A 16,797-nucleotide genomic window follows, 5' to 3' on the forward strand; every position below is an offset into this window, starting at 1 on the left:
ACGACGCCGCTGAGCGCTATCCCGAGCAGATGAAGGCCGCCCAGGCCCGCCGCGCCGCCCGCAAGGCCGGGAAGAAGGCCGGCACCCCCGCCCCCTCCCCGAAGGCCACCCCGAAGAGCGCCGCCCCGAAGGCCGGACCCAAGCCTGCCGCCCCGAAGCCCGCACCGGCTCCGGTGCCCGCCGGGGTGGTCGACCTGGACGAAGCACGCCGCCGCCGCGCGGCCGATGACACCGTGCCCGAGATGGGCCCGGTCCCCGACGAAGGGAATCCGATCATGTCGCTGAACCTCGGTGACGCCACCTCTCTGCGGTCGCACCTGGCGGCGCTGCGCGAGCACGCCTCCTACCAGGACCGCACCTGCACCGCCAAGGAACGGCTCTCCGCCGGGATGACCTCAGCCGGGGTCGGTGCGGGCACGGTCGGGGCGGTCGACGCCTCCCGGTCCGCCTCCGCGCACGCCGCCGCGATGATCCGCGCCGCCGCCACCGCGTTGGAGGACGCGAACATGCCGGTCGCCGAGGCCCGCGCCTCCTCGCCGGACGCCGGTGACGGCGACTACTACGAGCGCCGCTGACCCCCTCCCACCTGCTGAAAGGAACACGCCATGGCTGAGACCACCGAACCCACCACCGCACCCGCGCCGTCGCCGGAGACGACCCCCTCGACCGCGCCCGCGATGGTCACCGAGCCCCGGCTGGAGGAGATCCGAAAGCCCGACCCCAAGCCCACCGTCGACAGCGAGGGACCAGGGGAAGGGGCGGTCGCGGAGGACACCGGCTCCTCCGGTGAGGCGACCGAGGGCAGCGACGACAGCGGGGGCGGGTACGTCGGCTCCTCCGACGGCGGCTCCTACGCCTCCGACATCGCGATGATGCGCCAGGAGGCCGAGTACACCGAGACCCAGGTCATCCCGCACCTGGAGCTGCTCATCTCCCAGGCCGAGCGCGTCGGGAACGGCCCGGCCACGATCCAGGCGGTCCGGGCCGGTCTGGACGCGGCCCGCCAGGCGCTCGGGTCGGCCCGGGACGCGATCGCGCAGGTGCAGGCCACGTCCGAGCCCGTCCAGGCCGCCTACGACAACACGGGCGGGGAGGCCGCCAAGTCCAAGGAGTACTTCCACGGCGACTGACCGCCACTGAGCAGCCGAAACGCCGCCCGCCCCGGGGCTCCTGGGGCGGGCGGCGTCCGTCGGGGGTGCCGCCCCGGCGCTGACGAGGCAGGCACCCCACCCCGGTCCCCGCGACCCCAGGAAGGACACGACCATGGCCCAGAAGACCACGAGGCTGGCCGCGCGCCGCACCCCGAGCGTGAGCGAGCTGCAGAACGCGCTGGAGGTGCTGGAGGCCGCCAAGGAGGCGGAGGAGCGCCGTGCCAAGCGCGTGCGGTGGACCTCGGAGGGTATCCCCGGCAAAGCCTGGCAGTACCTGGCGCACCCGCCCCGCGGCGGGATGCGGGACCTGTACCGGCACGTGCTCACCCCCTGGTACTGGGGCCTCCCGGCCGCCGGGGCGATCGGCCTGCAGGAGGCCATCGTGCACGCCAACGACCTGGGCGGGCCGGGCTCCCTGGGCGTGGTCGCCGCCGGGACGGTGGCCACCGCCAACGCGCTCCCGGCGTGGCTGCGCTCGAAGCGGGGCGTCAAGCGGCACCCGCACGCCGCCCACTGGGCCGCGCTGGAGCCCGGCCACACCCGCTTGGCCGCCAACGTGGGCGCCGCCGGCGCTGTGGCCGCGCACGCGGTCGGCCTGGCCGTGGGATGGACCCCCGACACCGCCGCCGCCCTGGCCCTGGCCTCCCTGGCCGCGTTCACCACGACCGCCTCCCGGTACTGGCAGTGGCACCGCCACAACACCACCGTGCTCAACCCCAAGGCCCGCCGCAAGTCCGTCGGAACCGCCCCGGTGAGCAGCGGGGCGGACGTCGACCCGGCCGAACTCGTGCGCCGCCTCACCGAGCGCTGGCCCGCCTGGGTCGCCCGCAACTCCGGGCCGCTGCCCGGATCCACGCTGACCGAGATCAAGGCCACCGACTACGGGGCCACCGCGATCCTGCACCTGATGCCCGGATCGCAGGAGAAGGCCACCGTCGAGGCCGCCAAGGGCAGGATCGCGACCGCGCTGAAGCTGACACCGTCCGCGATCGCGGTCGAGGACATCGACCCCGAGGACGGCCAGGAGCCCGACGCCTCGGTGCTGCGGCTGCGGGTCGTCTCCCAGGCCGTCTCCGCCCGCCCGGTGCCGCTGGACGACGGCCGGCCCCGGGTCGTGCGCGAGGGCAAGAAGCTGTTCGTGCGCCTGGGCCGCTACATCGACGGCCAGGGCGAGACCCGGTGGATGCTCTACGACGGCGAGTCCGCCTGGGGCGGGTTCGTGGCCGGAAAGACCGGCGCCGGGAAGACCACCATCCTGGAGACGCTGGTCATCGGGGCGCTGGAGTCCGGGTGCACCTACGTCATCTACGCCAAGCCCCGCAAGGGCCCCTCCCCCAGGATCGCGAAGTACGCGCACTGGACGATCGACGCCGACAGCGCGTCCCGTTCGGCGCTGATCGACGGGGTCGTGCGGATGATGGAGGTCCGCGGCCTGATCAACGAACTCAACGACACCGCGAACTTCGTGGCCACCCCCGAGTACCCGGGGGTGCTCGTGATCATCGACGAGTTCCACGAGGCCGGGGCGCAGATCGAGGCCGCGGGCAAGGGTCGCCTCAACCGCATCAGCAGCGAGATCCGCGCCGTGGGCGGCGGCCTGGTCGGCGCCAGTCAGGGGTTCGGCCTGGAGCGGTTCATGCAGGACGACGTGCTGCGCGGCAACATGACCGCCACCAACTCGGTGTCGATGAAGCTCGGTGCGACCCAGTCGAGCATCTTCAAGCGGGAGATGGCCATGACCGTCAACCCCGGTGACCTGCCCGACCCCGCCAAGCACCAGCGCAACAAGGGCCTCGCGTTCAGCCTCTTGGGTCGCCCGATCCCCTTCCGGGGGGCGTGGGCGCCCGAGGACGAGACCGACGCCATCATGGCCGCCGCCAAGGCCAAGGCCGTGGGGGGCCTGGACGCCGAGTCCGAAGCCGCCCTGGACGCGGGTTCGCGGGGGCTGTTCTCCCAGCGGCACACCCAGGCCGCCCGCCGCAAGGACAAGGTCCGCTCGATGCTGGCTGAGATCCGTGGCCACGCCGGTCTGCCGGGCGGGGCCGCGAGGGCGGGAGCGGCGGCCGCCGACCGCGCCGCCGCCTCCGAGGCCGGTCGCCCGGTTCCGCCGACCCTGCCCCGCCAGGTGGTGGTGGACATCGCCGAGGCCCGCAAGGCGGCGGCCGCCAAGACCGAGCAGCCTGCGGTGCGGTCCCACGCCGCCGAGGGCGTCCTCGAGGTGCTGGAGAAGGAGGGGCCCACGACCACGGGCGCTCTCCAGAAGGCGCTCGACGGCCGCGAGGGCTGCACCCGGGGGACCATCGACTCCGCCCTGAAGTCCCTCTCCGCGGAGGGGGTCATCGCCAAGGCCGACCGGTCCCGCAAGGCCCCCTGGAAGCTCATCTGATCACGCTCGGTGAGCTGTGAACGGGTCTGTGAATCCCACATTCACAGGCCCGTTCTGTGTTGGTTTGTCAGCCTTTCGACCGATTCTCTGGGGGCTGCGAACGCGCCACGCCCCCCGCACCCGGATTCGCAGAGCGTCTGCGAATCCCCACCAGTGAACACCCACAGTGAGGAACTGAGCATGAGCACCACCACCGCGACCGCCTCCCGCGCCCTGGACGTGCCCCTGGGCGCCGCCCCCGACGGCACCCCGGTTTCCTGGCGGCTGGCCGACGCCGCCGGCCGCCCCGAGCACGGACTCGTCCTCGGAGGAACCGCCGCCGGGGGCACCACCGCCCTGGCCCGCATCGCCGCGGGCGCCCACACCGAGGGGGTCTCCACCGTCCTGGTCGACGTCACCGGCAAGAGCCTGCGGGGCTGGTCGTCCCTGCCCGTGTCCCCGACGACGGTCATCGGCGACTGGGAGGCGCTGAACGGGTGGTTCGACACCCTCCTGGACACCGAGGACCGCGACCCGCTGGTGGTCCTGGTCGAGGGCCCCGTCTCCCTGGCGGTGGCCCCCGCCCGGTGGGTGGACCTGCTGCGCCGCTCCGCCCAGCTGCACGTGTCGGTCGCCGCCCGGCTCTACACCCCGGAGCTGGCGACGTTCGGCGGTGAGGCCACCCTGTGCTCCCACCTCACCGAGGACCAGGCCCTGATCCTGCGCCTGGGCGGGGTCGCCGCCGCGCTGACCGCCCGGGAGCTGGGCCACGCCGTCCGCGAGGGCGACTCACCCCGACCGGGCCTGGGGGTCTACCGCCGCGGCTCCGAGTCCCGCCGGATCGAGGTCACCGGCCTCTGAGATACACGCTCGGTGATCTGCGAACGGGTCTGTGAATATCCGTTCACAGACCCGTTCCGTGTCCATCTGTCAGTTTTTGGGGTGGTTCTCGTGGGCTGTGAACGGCTCAGGCCCCCGCGCCCGGGTTCGCAGATCTTCTGTGAATCCCGATGGCGACCACCCACAGTGACCTTCGCCGGGTGATGGCTCTGCCCACCGGACCCTCCCCCGCGGAGGGGGCCGGCGGGCGGGGGGACCACCCGGTCCACACACGACGACGGCCCCACCCGATGCCTGTCAGCGGGGTGGGGCCGTCTCTCTCGATCGCGAAATCAGAGAGGTCTCGATCCTATGCGCTTCCTCATCCGCCGCTGGACCCGCCTGACCACCGTGCTCGCCGACGTCGAGTGCGGCCGCTGCGGGCGCTGGTACGACCCCTCCGACCCGGCCGCCTGGTGGCCGCACAACAACAACGCCTGCTGACCGCCGCGCCGCCACCCGCCCGACCCAACAGTGAGGCACCCGCCGTTCCATATCCGGCGGGTGCCTCCTCTCCTTCCTACCGCAGCACCAGCCGAGAGGACCACGACCATGACCATGCGCATCGCCGCCACCGCCGGAGTACTCGCCACACAGCTCGGATGGGTCGCGAAAATGCTGCCCACCCGCCCCTCCATCCCGATCCTGGCCGGGATCCGCCTCGACCTCGACACCGACCAGGTCCGCCTCACCGGCACCGACTACGAGGTGTGGACCCACGCCGTCGTCGAGGCCGACGTCCAGGGCGCCGGCACCGTGGTCGTGCCCGGACGGCTCCTGGCCGCGCTGCTCTCCCGCCTGCCCGCCTCCCGAACGGTCGTCCTCACCATCGATCCCGACAAGGTGGCCGTCGAGTGCGGGCCCACGAAGTGCACGGTGCGCACCATGCCCGCCGAGGACTACCCGAACTCGCCGACCGCGCCCGCCCCGGCGGGGCAGGTCGAGGCCCAGCTCCTGGCCGTCGCCGTCGACCAGGTCGCCCCGGCCGCCTCCACCGACGACACCCTGGCCGTGCTCACCGGGGTCCACGCCGTCCTGGGCAAGGGCGGGATCGTCCTCAGCGCGACCGACCGGTACCGGCTCGCCCAGCAGATCGTCCCCTGGGAGCCGACCCTGGCCGCCGCAGAGCAGGAGCAGGACTCCGAGCTGCTGATCCCGGCCGTCACGCTCGCCCAGGCCGCCCGCGCCATGACCGGCACCGTGACGCTGGCCCACGGCACCGACAGCGGCACCTGGGTGTGCCACCTGGACGACGGGGTCCGGTCGATGTCCGTGCGGCTGCTGTCCTTCGACTACATCCCGGTGGAGAGCCACCTGGCCCAGGCGGCCAAGGGCGCCGTGGTGGACGTGGAGGTCGAGGTCGCCGACCTGGACGCCGCGCTCGGCCGCGTGTCGCTGTTCGCCGGACGGAACTCCCCTATCTCCTTGACCTTGGTCGACGGCGGCCTGGTGGTGCGCGCCGGAGACGACGGCGACGACGGCGCGGAGGAAGTCGCCGCCGACATCGCCGGAGAGGTCGGATGGACCTTCGCCATGAACCCGCAGATGCTCGCGCAGACGCTGACCGGCGCCCGGTCCGAGCGGGTCGTGCTGCACCTGACCAGCCCCACCCGGCCGGTCCTGGTCACGCCCGTGCGGGACGGGGACCCGGGGCGGCAGATCCTCATGCCCGTCCGCCAGCCCACCGCCAGCGTCGCCGCCGCAGCCTGAGAGGGGAGTCCACGATGTTCCGATCCACCACCTGGTACGGGATCCAGTGCGACGCCCCGGGCTGCGTCCGCGTCCTCCTGGACGGCGACGACCAGCCGGTGCTGGTCCGGTCGCCCGACCTCGACCTGGTCGACCCCGATCTCCTCGCCGACGACGACGGCACCCCGTGGACCCGCGCGAACGGGGAGCGGATCCTGTGCCCCGGCCACGGGCACCTGGCCGCCCCCGCCCCTACGAAAATCCATCTGGAGGCCCTGGACGCGGACGGACAGCTCGCGTCCTACGGCCTCAACGCGGTGGCGGATGCGGTCGCTGAACGCCGCGACGGCCAGGAAGTCACGGTCCTGACGATGCGGCCCGGGCATCGGCTTTCGCTTCTCGTGGCTCCGCACGGCCGCGGCCGCCCCCGGACGATCACTCACATCAGGGTGTCCACCCAGAGTGGTGAACTCGCGCGCGTACCTCTGGCTGAGCCGCGCCGGTTCGCGCGGCCCGGTGCGGTCGAGGTGGACACCCTGCGAGTTGAGATCGACGGCACTGCCTGACCCCCGGGACCCCGGACGCTGCCTCTGCCCACCAGGACCCCGTCGAGGTCCTGGTGGGCGGGGGGACCCTCCGGTCCACACGACGACGGCCCGCCCCTGATCTGGCCAAAGACACCGGGGCGGGCCGCACTCACTCCCAGAAGGAGCACACCCAGTATGACCACGACGAACACCACCTCCCGCCGCGTCCACGTCGACCACCCCGGCGTCCCCGTTCCCGCCGCGCTCCGGCCGTGGACCGCCCCCTGGCCCGACTACGACCCGGTCGACCCCACCCCCTCCACGCTGCGCGCCCCCGTCCTGCCCGACTGGGTCGCCGACCGCTGCCACACCCCGCAGGAGGTCACCGACTGGGCCGAGCGCCAGGAGCGCGCCGTCGTGCCCTTCGAGGTCAGCGAGGGGGTGCCGCTCAACCCCATGGGCCGCACCGGCCGGATCGGCAGGAACCTCAAGGGCTGGGGGGAGAACAGCGCGGCCGACCCGATCGTGGTGGCCGGCCCCGACCACGCCCCCCAGCTGCTCCTCATCCGCCGCGACGACATCCACCAGTGGGCCATCTCCGGCGGCATGGTCGACCCGGGCGAGACCGCCCCAGCCGCCCTGGTCCGCGAGCTGCGCGAGGAGACCGGCGTGGACCTGCGGGGAACGGCCCCGCAGATCCTGATGCGCACCTACGTCGAGGACTGGCGCAACACGGACTGGGCGTGGGTGTGCTCCACCGTCGCGCTCTACCGGATCCCCGACGTCGTCCCGGCCGCGGCCGCCGACGACGCCGAGGACGCGGCCTGGTGGCCGCTGACCACGATCGAGGACCTGGCCCGCGAGCTGGCGCCGCACGGCGGCCTGTACGCCGCACACCGCCCCCTGTTGGCCGCCGCCCTGGCGCAGATCGGAGACCGCAAGTGAGCCGCGTGCTGATCACCAGCTTCGGATTCGCCCACCTCGAACGCGAGGGGCTCTCCGCCGACTCCCTGGCCGCGCACGTCGTCGTCGACCTACGGGTGCACTTCCGCGACCCGCACGTGAGCCCCGCCCTGAGGGGCCTGACCGCCGACGACCCCGCGGTGCGCGCGCACGTGCTCGCCACCCCCGGCATCCGCGAGCTGGTCGACGCCCTGGTCAAGGTCGTCGCCGCCTACGCGGCCGGACCGGTCACGGCGCCGGTGCACGTGGCGGTCGGGTGCGCCGGCGGCCGCCACCGAGCACCCTCAACGGCCCGGGAGCTGGGCAGGCTCCTGCGGGAGCGCGGGGTCGAGGTCGGCCTCGTGGACCTCCACCTCGACCGGGAGGTGATCTCCCGATGACCGCGAAGCACCGCATCACCGTCGACCAGGTCCTTGCCGACCCCGCGTGGGCCCAGGCGCTCTACCTCCAGGGCCTGCGCCCCGAGGCCGAGACCGACCGGGGACGTCGGCACCTGACCGGGGCCGGGCTGCGGCGCGCCGCGGTCGAGCCCGAGGACGACCGCTACGCCTGGACCACCACCCGGAGGACCCCGTGATCAGCCTGGACGACCTCATGATCGGCGAGAAGGTCACCGTGGAAACCGACGAGGCCACGGTCACCGGCCGCGTCGCCGAGGTGGACGACCACCACCTGTGGCTCTACGAACACGACTGCGACGACGTCCACCACGCCCGGGAGTGGCGAACCGCCCGCCGGTCGGTGTCCCGGGTGGAGTACCTGGCACCGAGGGCGGGGTGGACGCGCGAGGAAGCCGACCACGCCACCGCACGCACCTGACCTGCCCCGTACAACACCACGTTCTACGGGCCCGCGTCCTGCTTCCGAGGACGCGGGCCCTTGGCTTCCAGGAGACTCACCACATGAGCACGACCACTACGACCTCCCGGGCCCAGACGGTGCGCGAGCACCCCGAGGTGCGCCGCGCCCACCAGCTCCTCCAGCGCGCACTCGACGGCAGCTCCGACCCCGGCCTGCGCCGGGCGCTGAGCCCCGCCCTTGACGCGCTGCGCACCGACCCCACCCTGGCCCTGACCACGGAGGGACAGCGCACCCTCGACCTGCTGGCGGAGCTCGCGCGCCAGCTCCGCCCCCTGAGCCGCCAGGCCGAGATGGCCCGCACCCACGCCCGCCTGCTGGCCGACCCCGACCTCGAGGAGGCCGACCGCGCCCATGCGATCAACCGGCTCGGCAAGATCAACCCGGCCGCCATCACGAACGAGGCGGAACTCGTCGAGCGGCTGTGCCAGCAGGCCCAGGAGTTGGCCGACCGGGCACGCCCCGACTGGCAGGACCCCGACCACCTGCACGGCCTGGCCCGCCGGATGCTCCCCCCGGTCCGGGACCTGGACGTGATCTCCCAGGCACTGCGGTCCTCGGTGAGCCGGGCCGCCGCCGTAGTCCCCGACGCCCCCGAGGTACGGCGCCTGCTCAACCTGGCCGACCAGATCCACCCCTGACACCAGCCCCGCCCGGTCTCCCGGGCGGGGCTTTTTTGCGTTCCAGGGGGCGGGTCAATCGGTGGACGGCAGCCGCCCGGGGAGCGGTCCTCCGGCGACGTCGACCGGCTCCTCGACGCGCGCGGCGCCAGTTCCTCCCCAGTGCGCGGGCCCGGCCGGGCGGGGCCGAGACAGCACCCCCGGATCGCGGCCGCCGAACCGCCCCGCCCTCGGGGTGCCGGCGCTTCCCGCGCGGCGGTCTGCTCGTGCTCCTGGTCGCTCATGTCGCCATCCGGTATCCACCGGCATCTACCGACTCGCACCCACACCCTCACCGAGGACAGGCATCGGAATTCACCACTCCATGGCACTAGACCCAATGCCACCCATCCAGGAGCCATGCACCGAGGCACCATTCCGACCCACGTCACTGATGAAGCACACCGAGGCACTACGCCAATCAAACCGAGGCACCATCTGTTCCACGTCACTGATGATTCGGGTGAGCCTTTGTATCTCTGGCGGCCGCCAGAGATACCTACGCTCATCCTGATCATCAGTGATGGTGAACGGTAGGGTCCGCCCATGGACCCTCTGCCCGGTGAACCCCCCACCGTCGTCACAGCCAGCCGCCGGATCCTCATGCGCACCTGTGAGTGGTGCGGCACCGAGATCACCACCCAAAAGCACGGACGCGGAGGGAAGCGCAAGTACTGCTCCCCCGCCCACCGCCAGCGCGCCTACGAGGTTCGCACCGCGCTCCGCCGCCAGGAGCGTGACCGCGAGGCCGGCACCGCGCGCCGCGCCGACGAACCCGTCCGCGAACTCGTCCAGGAGACCGTCACCCGCACCCGACTCGTGCCCGGCCGGGACAACTACGCGTCGCCGGACCCCTGGCAGGAGCCGGACCTGACTCCGTTGCCGACCACCTCCCTGCCGCGCCCACGCGAGATCCAGCGCCTGCTGACCCAGACCGCGGCCGCGATCGCGCAGGGGCACCTGACGCCGTCCGAGATCGACCGGGTGATGCGCGGCGTCGAGCAGGTGCGCACAGCGAGGAGCCGGTTCTACGACGGGCTGAGCGAGCACCGGGACCGGCGTCACTGATGTGGAAGAGCGTGGGGAAAGCACCCAGGTATCTACGATCCGGTGTGTTCGGCGTGTCGCGCCGCCATGGGGTACTCGGCGGACGCCTGGCAGTACCCGGGGGCCCGCCCCCGGGACCCCCGGTTCCACGCGGGGACCTGGCGCGCACCCCGAGCGCCGGGGCAGGGTCCGTCCGCGCCAGAACCCCGCGCGGGCCAATCCCGTGGCGCAGGCGTGTCCGTGGTGGCCGGGATCGGACTTTCCCTGCGATCGTCGGCCGCGGCCGCCAGGATGGGGCCATGACGACGAACACCACCCCCTCCTCCTCGACCGACGTCACCGTGCGGCTCGTAGGCGGCCCCGCCTACTGGGACGGCCAGACCCTCACCTACCCCCGCGCCGACGTCCACGAGGGCCCGCTCGACGACGTGGGCGCCTACCTCCTGATCCCGGACTCCTCCCACCTGGACGCCGGGAACCTGCCGCCGTGGATGGGTGTGGACCCGCGCGCCCACTACGCCCCCGACAGCGAGGCCACCCGCGAGGTGTGGACCTTCCAGGGGTGGATCCCGGCGTGACCACGACGCACGAGTACAGCATGGGTCGGGTCACCATCGGGGGCGCGGTGCTCTTCACCGTGGCCGCGATCGGGTTCTCCTCCTGGACGGTCATCCCGTCCCTGGGGCTCACGCTCGGAATCGGCTACCCGCTGCTCATCGCCATCACCGTCTGGTGGCGTTGGTCCCTACGGTCCACGGCCCTCCGACTGTGGCCACTGACCGCGATATGCGTGTTCATGCTCGTGCTGCTCGCTGGCGCCGGGTACGAGGCCGCAGGGCTGCGAGGACTGGAGGTGGCCGGCCAAGTGGGACACGCGGTCGTGGCCGCCTTCTTCTTCCTGCCCGCGCTGATCGTGGCCACCACCGACCCACCCCGTACCAGCAAGGACGACGCCGCCGAGGTGCCGTAGGTACGGCAGTACGTCATGCCGTACCGTCGCCGTATGAGACTCTCCATCGCTCTGGCGAACACCAAGCCCGGCGTCGGCAAAACGACGAACAGCGTGCTGCTGGCCTCCCGGTTCCACGCCCTTGGGCACGACGTGCTCCTGGTCGACGCCGACCCCGCCCAATCCGCGCTTGCCTGGTCCGATGAGGTCGACGGGTTCGCGTTCAAGCTCATCGGGTTGCCCACCAAGGACGCCGGCCGCCGCCTGGCCGACTACGCGAACCCCGACACCATCGTGATCGTGGACCTGCCCCAGGCCGAAGACCACGGCGCGATCGTGCGGGGCGTACTCCGCTACGTGGACGAGATCACCATCCCCGTCGCACCCAGCACGATCGAGATCGACCGCACCTCTGCGATCGGTGACCTCCTGGAGGAAGTGGCCGAAGTCCGCCGCGAGCCCGCCCGGGTCGCGGTGCTCCTCAACCGCGTCGTCGCCGGAGCCCGGTCCGGCCGGGACGCCCGGGAGGGTCTGGAGGCGTCGGGGTGGAACGTGCTCGACACCCAGATCCCGCGCCGGGAGGCCTACGCGCTGGCCTACGGGGCCCCGCCGGAGGTGTCGCCAGGTGATCCTGTCGCGCTGTTGGCCGACGAGTACCTGACCCGTGCCGGGATCGAGGTGGCCGCGTGAGCGCCGCCAGGTCGACGTCGAGCGCGGGCCGGTTCGCCAAGACCGCCACCAGCCGCCGCACGACAGCCGCGGGCGCCGGAGCCGATCCGGTGAAAGCCCCGTCGAAGATCGGGCGCACGGCGGAGCGCACCGAGAAGTTCCGCACCACGGTCGACCTGGACCCCGCCGACCACCGTCGGCTGCGCCGGATCGCGAACCGCCTCGCGGAGGACCTGGACGTGGCGGAGGTGCCGCGCCGGGCGGTGTGGCTGGCGCTGCTCGCGGAGCTGGACGACGACGCGGCGCTGTACGACCGGGTGCTCGACCGGATCCGGGAGGCCCGCTCCGAGGTGCCGTAGGTACGTCATGCCGTAGATACGGCAGCGCGAGTGCGGGGGACTGCGGTCCTCCGCACTTTTGCGTTATGGCAGGTCAGCACCACGCCGCAGCCCTTCCGGTGGTGGCCACCGACGCCCCGGCCGGAAAAGTGCGGAGGACCGCACTTTCGGGTCGGTCGACCGCCCGGGGAGGAAGTGGCCGGCCCCCGCGTCGAAAAGTGCGGTGCTCCGCAGTTCGGGTCAGGTGGCGATGCGGGCCACGACGCGGGCGTAGCGGTCGGCCTGGTCGTCGGTGTACGCCCACATGGTCGGCGCCGTCGAGCCCACCGGGGAGATTCGCCAGATCGCCCCGTTGCCGTGGGCACCGGGTGGCACGCTGGTGATGACGACGTCCGGATGACGCTGGGAGAGCTCGTGCTGGGTAGCCATGGCCGTCACGGTAGCTGGATCCGCCGCCTCGTAGACCCCCTCCTGCGGTACACGTGCGCGCGGTGCAAGGAATGGAACGGCCGGGGCGCCCCCTACTGCTGGGCGTGCGGGGCGAAGCGGCCCCAGTAGCCCTTACCGCCGGATCCTGTTCCGATGTTCCTGTCGCTGGTCGGTGACGTACCTACGGCATGACGTAGGTACGTCACCGCCGGGCACCAGGGGGCGGACAAGGTAAGCCGGAAAGGGGCAATGGCCCTCCGGCGCCGGGGGCCCGTTCTCCGGCGGGCCCCTCTCTTTGGCCGTCTGACTTTCGATAAGCTGACTTGTCGAAACCCAGAATTCGGACATTGACCCCACCCCTCACACCCCCGGGAGCCCCTGTGACCACCGAGCTGATCCCGTTCCCCGACGCCGACGACCACGGCGACGGGGGGCCGAGGAGGATTGCTACAGGATTTAGCGGTAGCCCGGCCGACGCGGAGGTCGTCCTCCTCGATGAGGCCGCGTTCGACGGCGGCCGCCAGGAGGTCGCCCTCCCCGACGAGACGGAGCTGACCCCCTCCGCCGCGGCCCGGGTCGCCGACGGCTGGGCGGCCTCGACCCGCACCGGCTACGCCCGCGACTGGCGCGCGTTCACCGCCTGGTGCACGCAGACCTCGCGGACCCCGCTCCCGGCCACCGCCGAGACCCTCGCCTCCTACACCGACCACCTCGCCGCCGCCGGGGCCGCCCCCGCCACCGTGGACCGGGCGCTGGGGTCGATCGCCTCCCGCCACGCCGCCGCCGGGCACGCGGTCTCGACGAAGGCGGCCCGGCTGGTGCTGCGCTCCTACCGCCGCGAGTGGGCCGCCGCCGGAGGCCGGACGCGGCGGGCGCCGGCGCTCTCCGTCGAGGAGCTGCGCCGGATGGTCGACGCGGCCGGGGAAGGACTCGTCGGACTCCGCGACCGCACGCTCCTGCTGCTGGGCTACGCGATGATGGCCCGCCGCTCCGAGCTGGCCGCGCTGAACACCACCGACCTGCGCCAGGTCCCGGACGGGCTGGAGGTGTTCGTCGCGACCTCGAAGACGGACAAGGACTCCGCCGGGACGACCGTGGCCGTGCCCTACGGCACGCACCTGTCCACCTGCCCGGTGCGCACCGTGGCCGCCTACCTCGCCGCCCTGGCCAAGGCCGGGGTCACCGCCGGGCCGCTGCTGCGCTCCGTCGACCGCCACGGGCGCCTGGCCGGAACCGCCGACGCGGCCGGACGCGGAACAGGACGCATGTCCGGCGCCGGGATCAACCTCGTCGTCAAGCGCCTCGCGGAGGCCGTCGGCATCGAGGGCGTCACCGCGCACTCCCTGCGCGCGGGCCCGGCCACCGCCGCGGCCGCCGCCGGAGCTCCCCGGGCGTGGATCGCCCGCCAGGGGAGGTGGTCGGAGTCCTCGACGGCGATCGACTCCTACATCCGGCCCGCCGACGCCTGGCGCGACAACCCCATCCGCAAGGTCGGCCTCTGATGGCCGCCCCGCCGGTTCCGCACCCGGCCCCGCTCGTGCGCGTGCGGGGCCGGTACGCGGTGCTCGTGGCGTGGGTGGGCACGCCCCGGCGGGGTCTGCGGGCCCGGATCACCTGGGTCGAGCGGGAGGCCGGCGCCCCGGCCCGGTGGCGCTGGGAGACGGCGGAGGTCGACGCCGCCGAGGTCGAGCCGTTGCGCGGGCAGCTGTACCGGTACGTGCCCCGCGAGGACCGACAGGACCCCGGATCGGTGACGTAGGTACGTCATGCCGTAGATACGTCGCCATGCTGACCTGCAAGGACAGAAAAATCTGGGTCCCGTCCTCCAATTCGTCGAACAACGTCAGGATCACCTGACATACTTGCTGTCAGGAAACCCTGACAAGCAAGGAGGGCCGATCGTGGCCTGGACCCTGGAAACCGACTACGCCCCTGTCACCGAACACACCGGCTACGTCCAGATGCTCCTGGACGACGGCACCGCAACCTCGACGTGGAGCCGCGAGATCGCCGAGCGCGTCACCGGCTGGCAGGCCGGATGCGAGTGCGGCACCTGGACGAGCATGCGCAGCTACGACCGCGCCGACCACCCCTCCCCCAACGGCACCGAACCCTCCCAGGTCGAGGAGTGGCTCTCCTGTGCGTGGGAGGAGCACGTCCTCATCGACGTCCCGGAACTGCGCCTGCACACCCTGGCCGCCCGTCGCAGCGGAACCGCGGCCGCCGTCGACGCCGAGGTCCAGACGCTCCGCGTGCGCGGGGTGCCCTGGGAGCGGATCGGAGCGGCGGTCGGCATGACCCGCCAGTCCGCGTGGGAGCGCTGGCGGCACCTGGACCTGGTCGAGCGCAAGCGCACCGGCGCCGACACCCGCCCGGCGGCGACCTCCTTCCGGCCCGCGTTGGACGAGCTGGACGCCCTCGCGGGCCCGCACGCCGCCCGCGCGGACGTCGACCCGGCCGTGACGGCGGTGGAGCAGGCCGCCATCGGGCTGCGCCGCCTGCTCGCCCCCACCGGCCCCGAGGACACCGACGACGCGGTGGCCCGCCTGGACCGCGCCGCCGACTACGCCCGCGAGGTGCACGCGAACATGCTGGGCTCGGTGGGGGCCGTGGCCACCGCCGCGATCACCGACGCCAGCCTGGAAGCGGTCCAGGTCGACTATGCGAGCCTGCGGGTCTACGACGAGGACGACGGCAAGCACACCACCCTGGACGTGACATGGGGCGGCGCTTCCGATGAGCCGCCGGTGCTGCGGGTGGGCGGCCGGACCGTCACCGACCCCGTCGAGGTCCTGCGGATCACCCGCGCCCTGGAGATCCTCTCCGCGACCGCCGCGAACACGCTGTACCCGGCGAACGACGACGTACCTACGGCATGACGTATCCACGTCACCTACGCCGATGACCACTGAGGAGATCAGAATGACCGTGCTGACCCGCGAGAACTTCAACGACCCCACCCACAACCCCGTCACCCCGTGGACCCCGACCATGTGGTCCGAGATGCCCCACCAGCAGTACCGCGGCGGCCTGGCCGCATGGCTCACCCGCCTGGAAGAGCTGCTCGGGCACGGGGTCGACGCCGACTGGCACGAGCACCCCAACCCCGAGGACGGCACCGAGGGTGTGGTCGAGGTCCGCGTGCACGCCTTGTACTTCGCCCACCCCGACGAGGGGCCGTGGCTGCTGACCCTGAAGGGCGAGGTGCACACCGACCCCGACCTCGCCCCGGACTGGACGTGGGCATGGGACTCGGCGGACAGCGACGAAATGCTCTGGGAGACGGCGCCCGAGCTGAACGGGTGGGGGTGGCCAACATCCGCCGACGCCGTGGATGTGCTCACCCTGCTCACCCGGGAACGGGAACAGTGGGACGACGGCCTGTCCGACCTCCATGGCCCCGGCCGGGAGGGCTGATGGCCCGCCAGCGGGGCGGCCTGGGGGACAGCGGCCTCCACGCCGCCCGCCACCGGATCCGCGAGGCCGTCCCGGAGCCGCCCGCCCAGGTCGACGTCGTCGAGCACCTCCTCGCGCCGGGCAGCACCCCGCCGCTCCTCACCGTCGAGGAAGCACGCGACGTCCTCGCGGTCCTGGACGCCGCCGCCGGCGCGGCCCCGGGAACCGCGGCCGCCGCCCGCGTCACCGTCCTCGCCGACCGGCTGAGGGTCCGGCTCTATGCGGCCACCCATGACGTACCTACGGCATGACGTACCTACGTCGCCCCATGACCTGCACAGACACCACGAAGGGACGGCCCGTCCGATGATGGCCACCACCCACCGCGCCCGAAAAGCACGCCCCTGCGACCGGCAGGAATGCGCCACCCAGATCCGCCCCGGCGACCTGATCGTCCGCACCACCACCCCGCCCGGCCGCCACCACCTGTACGGCGACACGGGCTGGGTGCGGTCCGTCACCCACGCCGGCCGGTGCCCCCTCCCCGGGCCGCCCGCCGACGCCTGGAACGCGGCCTACCCGGTGGGCACGCCCGTGCTCGCGTGGCCCGGCGCCCGGGACGAGGAGCCGCTGCGCACCCGGACCCGCACCCCCGCGTGGACCACGGCCGCCGGGTACCCCATGGTGTCCGTGGACAACTACACGGGCGGCATCCTCCTCACCCACGTCGACCCCCAAGGCATGCCGTAAATACGCCATGCCGGACACACGTCACCGGGTGGACTAGATCGGGGAGGACCTGGACGAACTCGTCCACCCGGCGACGTCGACGCAGGCCAACACCGGGGGTGGGGGTGGACTCCCCCTCCCCCACCCCG

General features: G+C 72.9%; 24 protein-coding genes. 23 read left to right on the forward strand and 1 reads right to left on the reverse strand.

The features are described from left to right. The 17 genes from ACIRPH_RS31495 to ACIRPH_RS31575 form a co-directional block, all read left to right on the forward strand. A partial coding sequence (locus ACIRPH_RS31495; RefSeq protein WP_402921241.1) for a hypothetical protein occupies nt 1-575 on the forward strand: 575 nt, incomplete at its 5' end. Nucleotides 576-605: 30 nt separating this feature from the next. Beyond that, nucleotides 606-1,130, forward strand: a complete 525-nt coding sequence (locus tag ACIRPH_RS31500) for a hypothetical protein (protein ID WP_402921244.1) — start codon at nt 606-608, stop codon at nt 1,128-1,130. Nucleotides 1,131-1,263: 133 nt separating this feature from the next. Beyond that, the gene (locus tag ACIRPH_RS31505) at nt 1,264-3,537 is read left to right on the forward strand and encodes a hypothetical protein (RefSeq protein WP_402921246.1); all 2,274 of its coding nucleotides are present in this window, start codon (nt 1,264-1,266) and stop codon (nt 3,535-3,537) included. Between the two features lie 180 nt (nt 3,538-3,717). Further along, nucleotides 3,718-4,377 (forward strand): hypothetical protein, encoded by a 660-nt coding sequence (locus tag ACIRPH_RS31510; RefSeq protein ID WP_402921249.1) that lies wholly within the window; start codon nt 3,718-3,720, stop codon nt 4,375-4,377. Nucleotides 4,378-4,707: 330 nt separating this feature from the next. Then, the gene (locus ACIRPH_RS31515; RefSeq protein ID WP_402921251.1) at nt 4,708-4,839 is read left to right on the forward strand and encodes a hypothetical protein; all 132 of its coding nucleotides are present in this window, start codon (nt 4,708-4,710) and stop codon (nt 4,837-4,839) included. 108 nt (nt 4,840-4,947) lie between these two features. Then, a complete protein-coding gene (dnaN, locus tag ACIRPH_RS31520; protein WP_402921254.1) occupies nt 4,948-6,105 on the forward strand; it encodes a DNA polymerase III subunit beta in 1,158 nt (385 codons plus the stop codon). Between the two features lie 14 nt (nt 6,106-6,119). Further along, nucleotides 6,120-6,650, forward strand: coding sequence for a hypothetical protein (locus ACIRPH_RS31525; protein WP_402921257.1), 531 nt, complete (start codon nt 6,120-6,122; stop codon nt 6,648-6,650). 156 nt (nt 6,651-6,806) lie between these two features. After that, entirely contained in the window at nt 6,807-7,556 is a 750-nt protein-coding gene (locus tag ACIRPH_RS31530) for an NUDIX domain-containing protein (RefSeq protein WP_402921259.1), read from the forward strand. Then, complete coding sequence (locus ACIRPH_RS31535) at nt 7,553-7,954, forward strand: ATPase (protein WP_402921262.1); 402 nt, start codon at nt 7,553-7,555, stop codon at nt 7,952-7,954. The genes ACIRPH_RS31530 and ACIRPH_RS31535 overlap by 4 nt, the downstream gene beginning before the upstream one ends. After that, nucleotides 7,951-8,151 (forward strand): hypothetical protein, encoded by a 201-nt coding sequence (locus ACIRPH_RS31540; protein ID WP_402921265.1) that lies wholly within the window; start codon nt 7,951-7,953, stop codon nt 8,149-8,151. The genes ACIRPH_RS31535 and ACIRPH_RS31540 overlap by 4 nt, the downstream gene beginning before the upstream one ends. Beyond that, entirely contained in the window at nt 8,148-8,393 is a 246-nt protein-coding gene (locus tag ACIRPH_RS31545; protein ID WP_402921268.1) for a hypothetical protein, read from the forward strand. The genes ACIRPH_RS31540 and ACIRPH_RS31545 overlap by 4 nt, the downstream gene beginning before the upstream one ends. Before the next feature lie 83 nt (nt 8,394-8,476). Next, entirely contained in the window at nt 8,477-9,073 is a 597-nt protein-coding gene (locus ACIRPH_RS31550) for a hypothetical protein (RefSeq protein WP_402921271.1), read from the forward strand. A gap of 564 nt (nt 9,074-9,637) precedes the next feature. After that, nucleotides 9,638-10,159 carry a hypothetical protein gene (locus ACIRPH_RS31555; protein ID WP_402921274.1) on the forward strand — a complete coding sequence of 174 codons (522 nt, stop codon included), beginning with the start codon at nt 9,638-9,640 and terminating at the stop codon, nt 10,157-10,159. Nucleotides 10,160-10,437: 278 nt separating this feature from the next. Beyond that, a complete protein-coding gene (locus ACIRPH_RS31560; RefSeq protein ID WP_402921277.1) occupies nt 10,438-10,716 on the forward strand; it encodes a hypothetical protein in 279 nt (92 codons plus the stop codon). Further along, nucleotides 10,713-11,108: a hypothetical protein gene (locus tag ACIRPH_RS31565; RefSeq protein ID WP_402921280.1), complete on the forward strand. Its 396-nt coding sequence runs from the start codon at nt 10,713-10,715 to the stop codon at nt 11,106-11,108. Before ACIRPH_RS31560 ends, ACIRPH_RS31565 begins: the two co-directional genes overlap by 4 nt. A gap of 33 nt (nt 11,109-11,141) precedes the next feature. Then, the gene (locus ACIRPH_RS31570) at nt 11,142-11,777 is read left to right on the forward strand and encodes an AAA family ATPase (protein ID WP_402921282.1); all 636 of its coding nucleotides are present in this window, start codon (nt 11,142-11,144) and stop codon (nt 11,775-11,777) included. After that, nucleotides 11,774-12,115, forward strand: coding sequence for a hypothetical protein (locus ACIRPH_RS31575; protein WP_402921285.1), 342 nt, complete (start codon nt 11,774-11,776; stop codon nt 12,113-12,115). Before ACIRPH_RS31570 ends, ACIRPH_RS31575 begins: the two co-directional genes overlap by 4 nt. A 219-nt stretch (nt 12,116-12,334) precedes the next feature. On the opposite strand, the gene ACIRPH_RS31580 is transcribed toward ACIRPH_RS31575, so the two are convergent. Then, nucleotides 12,335-12,523 carry a hypothetical protein gene (locus ACIRPH_RS31580; RefSeq protein WP_402921287.1) on the reverse strand — a complete coding sequence of 63 codons (189 nt, stop codon included), beginning with the start codon at nt 12,521-12,523 and terminating at the stop codon, nt 12,335-12,337. 380 nt (nt 12,524-12,903) lie between these two features. On the opposite strand from ACIRPH_RS31580, the gene ACIRPH_RS31585 reads away from it, so the two are divergent. The 6 genes from ACIRPH_RS31585 (at nt 12,904) to ACIRPH_RS31610 (ending at nt 16,669) form a co-directional block, all read left to right on the forward strand. After that, nucleotides 12,904-14,025 carry a tyrosine-type recombinase/integrase gene (locus ACIRPH_RS31585; RefSeq protein WP_402921290.1) on the forward strand — a complete coding sequence of 374 codons (1,122 nt, stop codon included), beginning with the start codon at nt 12,904-12,906 and terminating at the stop codon, nt 14,023-14,025. Continuing rightward, the gene (locus ACIRPH_RS31590) at nt 14,025-14,282 is read left to right on the forward strand and encodes a hypothetical protein (RefSeq protein WP_402921293.1); all 258 of its coding nucleotides are present in this window, start codon (nt 14,025-14,027) and stop codon (nt 14,280-14,282) included. Before ACIRPH_RS31585 ends, ACIRPH_RS31590 begins: the two co-directional genes overlap by 1 nt. Nucleotides 14,283-14,424: 142 nt before the next feature. Next, entirely contained in the window at nt 14,425-15,402 is a 978-nt protein-coding gene (locus ACIRPH_RS31595) for a hypothetical protein (RefSeq protein ID WP_402921296.1), read from the forward strand. A gap of 43 nt (nt 15,403-15,445) precedes the next feature. Next, on the forward strand, nt 15,446-15,940 hold the full coding sequence (locus tag ACIRPH_RS31600) for a hypothetical protein (RefSeq protein WP_402921299.1): 495 nt from the start codon (nt 15,446-15,448) through the stop codon (nt 15,938-15,940). After that, entirely contained in the window at nt 15,940-16,230 is a 291-nt protein-coding gene (locus ACIRPH_RS31605) for a hypothetical protein (protein WP_402921302.1), read from the forward strand. The genes ACIRPH_RS31600 and ACIRPH_RS31605 overlap by 1 nt, the downstream gene beginning before the upstream one ends. A gap of 55 nt (nt 16,231-16,285) precedes the next feature. Then, on the forward strand, nt 16,286-16,669 hold the full coding sequence (locus ACIRPH_RS31610) for a hypothetical protein (protein WP_402921304.1): 384 nt from the start codon (nt 16,286-16,288) through the stop codon (nt 16,667-16,669). Nucleotides 16,670-16,797: the final 128 nt, after the last annotated feature.

The sequence above is a fragment of the Nocardiopsis sp. NPDC101807 genome, assembly GCF_044766605.1.
GTDB classification, from domain to species: domain Bacteria; phylum Actinomycetota; class Actinomycetes; order Streptosporangiales; family Streptosporangiaceae; genus Nocardiopsis; species Nocardiopsis tropica.

Excerpts from the sequence above, each read along its gene's own strand:
- ACIRPH_RS31600 (WP_402921299.1), top strand. The coding sequence starts at position 15,446 with ATGACCGTGCTGACCCGCGAGAACTTCAACGACCCCACCCACAACCCC.
- ACIRPH_RS31590 (WP_402921293.1), top strand. The coding sequence starts at position 14,025 with ATGGCCGCCCCGCCGGTTCCGCACCCGGCCCCGCTCGTGCGCGTGCGG.
- ACIRPH_RS31505 (WP_402921246.1), top strand. The coding sequence starts at position 1,264 with ATGGCCCAGAAGACCACGAGGCTGGCCGCGCGCCGCACCCCGAGCGTG.
- ACIRPH_RS31515 (WP_402921251.1), top strand. The coding sequence starts at position 4,708 with ATGCGCTTCCTCATCCGCCGCTGGACCCGCCTGACCACCGTGCTCGCC.
- ACIRPH_RS31555 (WP_402921274.1), top strand. The coding sequence starts at position 9,638 with ATGGACCCTCTGCCCGGTGAACCCCCCACCGTCGTCACAGCCAGCCGC.
- ACIRPH_RS31550 (WP_402921271.1), top strand. The coding sequence starts at position 8,477 with ATGAGCACGACCACTACGACCTCCCGGGCCCAGACGGTGCGCGAGCAC.
- ACIRPH_RS31540 (WP_402921265.1), top strand. The coding sequence starts at position 7,951 with ATGACCGCGAAGCACCGCATCACCGTCGACCAGGTCCTTGCCGACCCC.
- ACIRPH_RS31580 (WP_402921287.1), bottom strand. The coding sequence starts at position 12,523 with ATGGCTACCCAGCACGAGCTCTCCCAGCGTCATCCGGACGTCGTCATC.
- ACIRPH_RS31530 (WP_402921259.1), top strand. The coding sequence starts at position 6,807 with ATGACCACGACGAACACCACCTCCCGCCGCGTCCACGTCGACCACCCC.
- ACIRPH_RS31525 (WP_402921257.1), top strand. The coding sequence starts at position 6,120 with ATGTTCCGATCCACCACCTGGTACGGGATCCAGTGCGACGCCCCGGGC.
- ACIRPH_RS31610 (WP_402921304.1), top strand. The coding sequence starts at position 16,286 with ATGATGGCCACCACCCACCGCGCCCGAAAAGCACGCCCCTGCGACCGG.
- ACIRPH_RS31570 (WP_402921282.1), top strand. The coding sequence starts at position 11,142 with ATGAGACTCTCCATCGCTCTGGCGAACACCAAGCCCGGCGTCGGCAAA.
- ACIRPH_RS31500 (WP_402921244.1), top strand. The coding sequence starts at position 606 with ATGGCTGAGACCACCGAACCCACCACCGCACCCGCGCCGTCGCCGGAG.
- dnaN (WP_402921254.1), top strand. The coding sequence starts at position 4,948 with ATGACCATGCGCATCGCCGCCACCGCCGGAGTACTCGCCACACAGCTC.
- ACIRPH_RS31510 (WP_402921249.1), top strand. The coding sequence starts at position 3,718 with ATGAGCACCACCACCGCGACCGCCTCCCGCGCCCTGGACGTGCCCCTG.
- ACIRPH_RS31605 (WP_402921302.1), top strand. The coding sequence starts at position 15,940 with ATGGCCCGCCAGCGGGGCGGCCTGGGGGACAGCGGCCTCCACGCCGCC.
- ACIRPH_RS31560 (WP_402921277.1), top strand. The coding sequence starts at position 10,438 with ATGACGACGAACACCACCCCCTCCTCCTCGACCGACGTCACCGTGCGG.